The organism is Streptomyces sp. NPDC001493 (genome assembly GCF_053597235.1).
This window is the reverse complement of sequence record NZ_JBSFHV010000048.1, coordinates 22,943-29,824: the sequence shown is the minus strand read 5'-3', so window position 1 is coordinate 29,824 and position 6,882 is coordinate 22,943. Positions and strand designations below refer to the sequence as shown.

Here is a 6,882-nt window from a genome sequence, read left to right as displayed (position 1 = left end):
GTCGGAGGGAACGACCTGCACGGTCAGATGGTTCAACCGCTCGATGCAGTCGAGGAGATGGAGCAGCTGCTCCTTCAGCACCGCCGGTCCGCCGAGGGCCTTCTCCAGGACCGACTCCTCGATGACGAAGCCGACGCGGGGAGAGTTGTCCCTGGCCAGCACTGCCTGTCGTTCGAGTCGCGCCCCGACGTGCCGGACGATCTCGTCCTCGGTGTACGCGGGTGTGCGGGACCGGTAGACGGCGTACGCGTACGCCTCCGTCTGCAGGAGCCCCGGAATCAGCATCGTCTCGTAGCCGCTGATCACCCGAGCGTCCCGCTCCAGCCGAGCCCAGTTCAGGAAGCGGGGCGAATACTTCTCCTCGTCCACCAGCGCGACGCACGCCTTCAGCGCCCCGCCCGCGTCGAACACCCGGTCGGAGTCGTGCAGGAACTCCAACGACGGGATGCGTTCGGCGCGTTCGTACGCTCCCATCAGCGATTCGGAGATCAGCAGGCGGTCCGCCGACTCCTTCTGCGTGAGTCCGGCGCGCGTCCGATGAATCCGGATCAGGTCGCCCACGAGCCGTCGTACTCCCGAGAGCTCACCACTCGTTCCCACAGCCACCGCCTTCCTCACCACATCACTCGATGTGGACCGTGTCGTACTGGTCACGCTAGGCAACCGGCGGGATTCTCGTAGCCATGACGAGCAAGAATCTCCCCGAATGGGTCCCCGTGGCCGGACATCAACTCCGCCTGTCCGGAATTCACTTCGACGCGATTCGGTTGAAGGGCGTACGAGGCGAGGCGGTCGTCCACCACCTGATCACGCTCACTGCGGGTGAGCCCGGTCCGGTGGTGCGGGAGGTCGCGGGGGCGCGGTGGACGTACTTCCTGATCCCCCCTGGATCCAGCAAGGAGTTCGACTGGCCGCCGGGAGCGACCTGTTACGGGCCGGCCGGCCGGGACCACTGGGTCGGCATCCCGGGCGCCGAGGGCAACACGTACCCGCTGAGCTGGCGGTGCGGTGCCCCGGAGGAGGACGAGTACGTGGACCCGGAGCTGCTGCACGGGCTGGTGCGGGCACAGTTGGCGTGGGAGGCGGACGAGGACGAGGGGTAACGGGCTGACCGCGATTGATCTCGGGGCCTGTGGGCTGGGCCGATAACCCGTGGCGGTCCGTTCGCCGTTCCGGCAGGGTTCGGGGCGATGAGCGACGAGGACGCGGTGATGTACGCCCACCCCCACACACTGGAGGGCCTGCTGCAACGAGGGCGCGGCCTGGGCGCGGTACGAGCCCTCCGAGCGCCGCAGGAGGCTGCCGCGTTCGTGTACGACGGAATCCGCCGCGAGTGGCGGTGGGACGGACAGGTCGACGACCGCTCCCTGTACCTGGCACGCCTCGTACGGGACCTGGCCCTGCCCCTCGCACCGGTCATCGGCCAACTGGCCGAGGACGGCGACGAGGACGCGCACCTGCGGGCTTGCGAGGTGCTGGAACTCCTGGCGCTGGGGGGATCGGAGGAGGCCCGAGCCGCGCTGCGCGGGTACGTGGCTCGGGGCGCGCACTGGGACTCCGTAATGGAGTCGATGGCGTCCCACTGGCCGGCGGAGTGGTGGCAGGACCTGGGCGACACCGCACGCGCGCGGGCCGGTGAACTGGCCGAGCCTCCCTGGCAGGCCGAGCCGTGGACCCGCTGGGGCATCGCGGTGCGGCGCCACGACCCGGCCGCTGCCGGGCCGTCACTGGCCGGCCTCGGCACCGACGCGCTGTTCGCGCTGCTTTCTGACACCAGCACTGCCGGCGTCGGAAAGGTCGACGCGCTGCGTGCGTTGAGGTCCCGGGAGCCGGTCGAAGCGCTGCTTCCACTCCTCCCGCTCGTCCCCTCGCTGGGCACGTCGGACGGCCGCAGCCCCCTGCCCCTCGTCGGGCTCGTGGTCGACCGCCTCGGCGAACTCGCCGTACCGGCCGCGCGTGAGTGGGCGGCCGACGGGTGCGCGTGGCTGGCGAGGCTGGGGGCGGACGTCCTGGCCGATCATCCCTCCCCCGAGGCGCTGCCCGGACTGGTGGAGGAACTCGCCGCGCAGTGGTCCGCGCGTGTGTGGTGCGGTCCCGACCGGACGGCCCGGCGCCTGGCACGGTTCGGGCCGGAAGCCGCCGGGGCCGCGCCCGACCTGCTGCGCTTCTGGCTGTGCACGCCGCACTCGTACGAACGGACCGCGTACCTGGATGCGCTCGCGGCGGTCGGCCGGACCCGGCCGGACCGCGTCCACCCCCTCCTCACCGAGTCCCTCTGGGACTGCGAGGAGACCGCGCGGTTGCTCGGGATCGCGTCGGCGCCCGCCACGCGGGAGGCCTTGGACCGGATCGCCGAGCTGCGGGACGACCCGATGGAGACGGCCGAGGTGCGGGCCGCGGCGCGGGCGCGATTGTCGGACGATCCGGGGGAGGACCGGAGCACCCACGGTGGGTGAACCCGGCGTCCCCGCGCTCTCCGTGGCCGTACGCCAAGCACCGCGCAGCTGCTGACGAGGCCTCAACCGACCGCGCCCCGTGATCAATTCGCAACGGATTCCGGTCTCCGTCGAGACCCATTCGGGGACCACCCGATTAGGCTCGACGCTCATGTCCGACACCGCGCCCACTGACGGCAGTTCAGCTCGCCCCGCCGTGATCCCGGCCTCCATCGACCGTACGGAGGACCGTCCCGTCTACGTGATCGGGGGCGGGCCGGGCGGGCTGGCGGCGGCCGCCGCGCTGCGCGCGCAGGGGGTGCGGGTCGTCGTGCTGGAGAAGGCGCCGGAGGTCGGCGCCTCCTGGCGGGGGCACTACGACCGGCTGCATCTGCACACCACCCGGCGCTGGTCGGCGCTGCCGGGGCTGAAGATGCCCCGGAAGTTCGGGCGGTGGGTGTCCCGGGACGACGTGGTGCGGTACCTGGATAAGTACGCCGAGTTCCACGAGCTGGAAGTGATCACCGGCGTCGAGGTCTCCCGCATCGACCGGGCACCGGACGGGGCCGGGTGGGTGCTCTCGGCGACCGGCGGGCGGGTGCTGACGGGGCGCGCGGTGGTCGTCGCGACGGGCTTCAACCACACGCCCCACATACCCGATTGGCCCGGCCGGGAGGCGTGGGCCGGGGAGCTGGTGCACGCGGCCACGTACCGGAACCCGGCACCGTACGCGGGGCGGAGCGTGCTCGTCGCGGGGATCGGGAACACCGGTGCGGAGATCGCGGTGGACCTGGTGGAGGGCGGGGCCTCCGAGGTGCGGATCGCGGTGCGTACGGTCCCGCACATCGTGCGGCGTTCGACGGCCGGGTGGCCCGCGCAGGCGACGGGCATCCTGGTGCGGCGGCTGCCGGTGTGGCTGGTCGACCGGGCGGGCGCCCTGATGGCGAAGGCCGCGGTGCCGGACCTCGCGGCGCAGGGGCTTCCGCGCCCCACCACCGGGCTGTACTCGCGGGTGAAGGACGGGGCGATCCCGGTGCAGGACGTGGGGCTGATCGACGCGGTGAAGGCGGGTCGGGTGCGGCCGGTCGCGGCCATCGCCTCCTTCGAGGGCGCGGACGTGGTGCTGACCGACGGGACGCGGCTGACGCCGGACGCGGTGATCGCGGCCACGGGTTACCGCCGGGCGCTGGAGGGGCTGGTCGGGCACCTCGGGGTGCTGGACGGGCGGGGCCGGCCGGTGGTGCACGGGGCGAGGTCGCCGCGCGAGGCGCCGGGGCTGTACTTCACCGGGTTCTCCAATCCGATCAGCGGAATGTTCCGCGAGATGGCGCTGGACGCGCGACGAATCGCACAGCGGATCGCCCGTTCGCCGCGCTGATGGCGTGGACCGTCGCGACGACGGCGCTCGTCCCGGCGAGCTCCTCCCACGCCTTCACGGTCCGGGGGTCGCCGGTGCCGAGGTCGCGCGTACAGTCGGTGAACGTCCGCTCCAGCAGGGCGATCCCCCGGGCCGGAGCCCCTGTCACGAAGTGGGCCGCGGCGACCTGGGTCCGGGCCATCAGGGTGTTGGGGTGGTACGGGCCGAGTACCCGAGCGCAGTCGGCGGCGAGCCGGCGGTACTGACGCAGCGCCGTCCGCGCCTCCCCCGCGACCAGCAGGTTCAGGGCGAGGTGGTGTCTGCTCGTGAGGGTCTCGGGGTGGTCCTTCCCGAGGACCCGCTCCAGGCGGGCGAGATTGTCCGCGTGGAGCGTGCGCGCCCGGTCCCACTGCCCGGCATCGGCGCAGGCCGCCGCCAGGTGGTGGCGGGACCGCAGGGCCTCCAGGTGGTCCTCGCCATAGAGCCGGGAACGCTCGGCCAGGTCCTCCTCCAAGAGAGGCACGGCCCTGCACGGGTTCCCCGCCTCCTGGTACGTTGTGGCGAGTCTGTGTCGCGCGAGCAGCGCCTGCGGATGGTCCGGCCCGAGATGGTGCGCCGCGTCGAGGTTCTGCCGGAACAGGACGGCGGCGCGCTCCTGATCGCCGGCGAGCAGGTGGACCTCCGCGAGGTGGCAGCGGGCCACCAGGGTCGCGGGGTGCCGCTCCCCCCGCACACGCAGGTGCTCGTCCAGGTTGAGGCGGAGGGTCTCGATCGCTCGGGCGGTCCGGCCGGCCGCCCCGAGTCCACGGCCGAGGGCGTCACGGGCGGCCAGGGTGTCGGGATGGTCCGCCCCCAGTACCCGGAGCAGGTCGGCGAGTACCCGCCCGTGCATCACGAGCGCCCCGTCGATGTCCCCCCGCCCCTCGTGGACGTGCGCGAGTCCGGATCGGATGGCCAGGGTGAGCTGGTGTTCCTCGCCGTCGGCCCGGATCGCGTCGACGAGTACGCGTGTGTAGAGCATCTCCGCCCGGTCCAGGTCTCCGGCCTTGTACGCCGACGCTGCCAGGTTGGCCAGGAGGATGCGGGAGTTCGTGTCCTCGTCGCCCGGGACACGACGGCTGCCGGCCAGGAGCGCCTCGAAGAGCTCCTCCGCTTGCTCCGTCTGTTCCAGCCCCACGAGGACCTCGGCCAATTCGCTCCGGCAGGTCAGCACCGCCTGGGCGTCGTCCCCCAGGGCTGCGACCAGTCCGCTCAGCGCCCGGCGGTAGTGGTCGGCGGCCGGCTCCAGGACGATCTGCTCCTTCAGGAACCGCGCCGCCCAGTTCAGCAGGCGGGCCGTCGCTTCGGAGTCGTCCTCGGGCGCGGTGTGCTGGCCCAAGGCCTCGGCGTGCACGAGGAGCGACCGGCCCAATGGCCAGAGGTCCGGCCGGTCCGCGTCGGGAACGGTTCTGAGCAGGCCCTCGGTCGCCCGCTCCCGCGCCGCCGCCACCGCGTCCGCCGCGCGGTGCGGGTCGTCCGGGTCGGGGGTGCGTGCCAGGGCCTGCACCAGGCGGTGCACGGAGAGGGTGCCGTCCGGTCCGGCGGTGACCATGCTGTGGGCGACCAGGCGGCCGATCGCCTTGGCGAGTACGGGAGGCGGGGCGAGTCCGTCCAGCAGGTCGCGCGGGATGTGGTCGGGGGCGTACCAGGCGAGGGTGCGCAGCACGTCTCCGGCGAGCGGGGTGTCGGCGAGGCGGTCCAGGGTGATGCGCCAGACGCGGGCCACCGTGCGGTCGGCGTCGGTGGTCTCCGCGCCGGTGGCGTACGTCTCGGCGGGCCAGGAGCGCAGCATGGCGAGGTAGGCGCGCGGGGTGGTGCCGTTCTCGTGGCAGTACGCGGCGGCCTGCTCGACCGCAAGCGCCAGGTGGCCGAGCTCCTCGCACACCTCGGCGGCACCCTCGGTGCTGCGGGGCCCGTCCTGGGTGAGGATGCGTTGGAAGAGTTCCACGGACTCGGACGGGTCGAAAACGCCGAGGCGGACGGTGGTGGCGAGTTGGTGCCAGCCGGAGGCGAGGCGGGTGGTGATCAGGACCCGGCCGCCGGTGCCGAGCCGGTCGAGCAACGGGCGTACGTCGTCGGGGTGGTTGACGTTGTCGAGTACCAGTAGCCAGTCCTCGTGGGACGCGAGCCAGGCGAGGGCGCGTTCGCGTTGGAGTTCCTGCGGGAGCCCGGCCAGCCCGGGCTGGAGGGCGCGGGCGATCGCGGCGAGACCGGTTTCGACGGCTGCCGCGCTGTCGGCGCCGATCCACCACCGCAGCCGCTCCGTGGAGCGCTCGGTCGCCCAGCGGGCGGCGAGGGCGGACTTCCCGACTCCGCCGAGTCCGCTCACCGCCCGCAGCACCACTCCGCCCGGCTCGGCGAACGCCGTGTCCAGCGCGTCGAGTTCGGCGGACCGGCCCACGAAGAGGGTGCCGCGCGGCAGGTTCGAGAGCCCGCCGTCCGCCGCGTTCGAGGGGATGGGGCCGTACGCCTCGGCCGGTGGCAGGCTGGCGTTCTCCACGTGCAGGGCGACGGAGTTGAGGATGTCCCGCCCGGCCGCGTTGGATCCCGCGCGGGCGGTGACGGGCGGCGCCTGCGGGGTGTCCGGGCCGGTCGGCGGCTTGCGTTTCACGAGCCGTGCCGGGCGGTCGAGCCGTCGATGTCGCCGCCGGCCGCGTTCGAACCGCCGGTCGCGCTGATGCCCGGGGCCTCCGTCCCCGCTGCGGGAACGGGGCCGCCCGTCGCGGTGTCGTGCGCCGAGGCGGAACGGATGCTGCCGCGTGCCGCGTTGGAGCCGTCGGCCGCCCGTACGGGCTCGGGCGCGGGTACGGGCGCGGTGGGCGTACCCGCGCGGAGCTGCCGGAACGCCACCCCCAGCGCGACGACGCCCACCACCGAACCGGCCACCCCCGCGATCTGGCTCGACCGCTCCAGGTCCGCCGCCGTCACCCAGACCAGCAGCCCCGCCGCCACCGCCGCACCGGCCCCGGCCAGCACCCACCAGGTCGTCCCGCCCGCTCCACGCGTCCCCGTCATGGAGACATTCTCGCGTCGATCGCCGCACGCCGCACG

Annotated in this window: 6 protein-coding genes; 3 read left to right on the top strand and 3 right to left on the bottom strand. The window is 73.4% G+C overall.

All coding sequences use genetic code 11. The features are described 5' to 3' along the window. Positions 1–561, bottom strand: a 561-nt coding sequence (locus ACWCWD_RS36390; protein ID WP_450779831.1) for a helix-turn-helix domain-containing protein, incomplete at its 3' end; no start/stop codon positions are given. A gap of 122 nt (positions 562–683) precedes the next feature. Between ACWCWD_RS36390 and ACWCWD_RS36385 the strand changes: the two genes are divergently transcribed. The 3 genes from ACWCWD_RS36385 (at position 684) to ACWCWD_RS36375 (ending at position 3,813) form a co-directional block, all read left to right on the top strand. Next, complete coding sequence (locus ACWCWD_RS36385) at positions 684–1,103, top strand: hypothetical protein (RefSeq protein ID WP_450779830.1); 420 nt, start codon at positions 684–686, stop codon at positions 1,101–1,103. An 87-nt stretch (positions 1,104–1,190) separates the two neighbouring features. Further along, positions 1,191–2,456, top strand: coding sequence for a hypothetical protein (locus ACWCWD_RS36380; RefSeq protein WP_450779828.1), 1,266 nt, complete (start codon positions 1,191–1,193; stop codon positions 2,454–2,456). A gap of 151 nt (positions 2,457–2,607) precedes the next feature. Then, positions 2,608–3,813: a flavin-containing monooxygenase gene (locus ACWCWD_RS36375; RefSeq protein ID WP_450779826.1), complete on the top strand. Its 1,206-nt coding sequence runs from the start codon at positions 2,608–2,610 to the stop codon at positions 3,811–3,813. Here ACWCWD_RS36375 and ACWCWD_RS36370 read toward each other — a convergent pair. Together ACWCWD_RS36370 and ACWCWD_RS36365 are read right to left on the bottom strand one after the other, a co-directional pair. Then, positions 3,740–6,442 carry a tetratricopeptide repeat protein gene (locus ACWCWD_RS36370; protein WP_450779824.1) on the bottom strand — a complete coding sequence of 901 codons (2,703 nt, stop codon included), beginning with the start codon at positions 6,440–6,442 and terminating at the stop codon, positions 3,740–3,742. The two genes, ACWCWD_RS36375 and ACWCWD_RS36370, sit on opposite strands and share 74 nt — an antisense overlap. Then, positions 6,439–6,846 (bottom strand): hypothetical protein, encoded by a 408-nt coding sequence (locus ACWCWD_RS36365; RefSeq protein ID WP_450779822.1) that lies wholly within the window; start codon positions 6,844–6,846, stop codon positions 6,439–6,441. Before ACWCWD_RS36365 ends, ACWCWD_RS36370 begins: the two co-directional genes overlap by 4 nt. Positions 6,847–6,882: the final 36 nt, after the last annotated feature.